The 1,731-nt window shown below is 59.7% G+C and carries 2 protein-coding genes; both read right to left on the minus strand.

The genetic code is table 11. The features are described from left to right. On the minus strand, positions 1–1,185 hold a 1,185-nt coding region (locus ABX749_RS31845; RefSeq protein WP_372899584.1), incomplete at its 3' end, for a histidine kinase dimerization/phospho-acceptor domain-containing protein. 9 nt (positions 1,186–1,194) lie between these two features. After that, positions 1,195–1,731, minus strand: a 537-nt coding sequence (locus tag ABX749_RS31850; RefSeq protein ID WP_372899585.1) for a winged helix-turn-helix domain-containing protein, incomplete at its 5' end; no start/stop codon positions are given.

The following is a 1,731-nucleotide window of genomic DNA, read 5'->3' on the forward strand; positions in this document are numbered from 1 at the left end:
CACCGTTTCACGATCCTCGGGCGCGATGCCGCCTCCGTCATCGTCGATGCGGATGCAAAGTTCGTGGTCGGATTCGTCCGCCGACACAACGACTTTCGATGCGGCGTATCTTCCGGCGTTGCTGATCAGGTTGCCGATCGCACGCGAGATGGCGGCGCGGTTGCCGGTCAATTCGGCGCTGCCCCCGTCGGCGCTGCCCCCGTCGATGCCGACCCCTTCGCTGTCAGCCCCTTCACTGCCGGCGAGCGAGACCGCATTGTGGAATTCCACGTTCCGGTACAGCGGACCGTGCACTTCGATCAGTTCCGTCACCAGTTCGCGAACGTCAAAGGTCTCGATGTGCTTGGCGCCGCAATCCGCTTCAGACGACTGCGCGTCCAGACGCACGTAGGTCAGCAGTTCGCCGACGAGTGCATCCAACTGATCGGTAGCCGCTTCGATCGAGGTCAGGCGTTGCTTTCGTTGCTCCTCGTCGTCGGCCGTCTCGATCAGCTCGGTGGCGAATTTAATGCGAGCCAAGGGGGTGCGCAATTCGTGCGAAACCGTCTGCAGCAATTCCCGTTGTGACCGCAACAGATTTTCGACGCGATCGGCCATGGTGTTGAAGGCTTCGGCAAGAGGCCCGCTGTGTCGAAATTTTCCATAGTCAATTCGCGCACCCAGGTCACCGCCGGCGATGGCGAGTGCCGCTTTTTCGACGCCCCGCAGTTGCTTGCTGACCGGGTGCAACAGGATCGCGATGCCGATCGCGGTCAACAAAAACACGCCTCCCAACGCAAACGACAATTCGGTCTGGCTCGGCTCGTCAAAGCGGGGCAGCGGTCCCAGTTCAACCAGATAGGGCGTGTCTGCAATGGCCGTCTCCAGTCGATCGTAATACAAGATGCTTTCACCGCGGTCCAACCGCGCGGTCGACGCCTCATCCATCGGGCGCTTGTCTCGACGCACCACGCGGATCGGATAATCGAATTGATCTTCCAGGTACTCCATCGTTTCGGAAAACCCTTCTTCGCCACCGTCAACGATCCGATCACGAGCCAGTCGCCCGCTGCTGGCGAAGATGTCTTCGATGACGTGGATGTTCTCCTGGATCGAACTTTTGCGAAAAACGGAGGTCTGGATCAACCAAGCCGCGATCAGGATGCCGATGACGCCTAAGTAGAATCGCAGGAACAGTCGCGTCATGTCATCACATCATTTGGCAAAAAGATACCCGACACCGCGAACCGATTTGATGCGGGTCGGCTTGTGGGGATCGTCGCCCAATTTGCGTCGCAGTCGTGAGACGCGCAGGTCGAGCGACCGGTCCATGCCATCATACGGGATTTCCAGCAATTCGACGTACAGTTCCTTGCGGGAGACCACGCTGCCGGCGCGGCGGGCCAGGTATTCGATCAAGTCGAATTCGGCGGTTGTCAACTCGATCGGTTGATCGCCGACCACGACGCTGCGGCTGCCCAGGCTGATGCTCAGGTCACCGACAACGATGTCCGCCGGTATGGTGCTCGAATCAACAGGGTGCAAGTCGAATCGACGAAGGTGGATTTTCAGGCGTGCGAGCAGGGCGTTGGGACGCACGGGTTTGCTCATGAAGTCATCCGCCCCGGCTTCCAATGCGACGACTTCATCCAGTTCCTCCCCCCGCGCGGTGAGCACGATGATCGGGCCTTTGAAATGCGGTCGGACACTCTTGCAAACACTGAATCCGTCTGTCCCCGGAAGCCCGATGTC

It is taken from the genome of Stieleria sp. (assembly GCF_041595215.1).
GTDB classification, from domain to species: Bacteria; Planctomycetota; Planctomycetia; order Pirellulales; family Pirellulaceae; genus Stieleria; species Stieleria magnilauensis.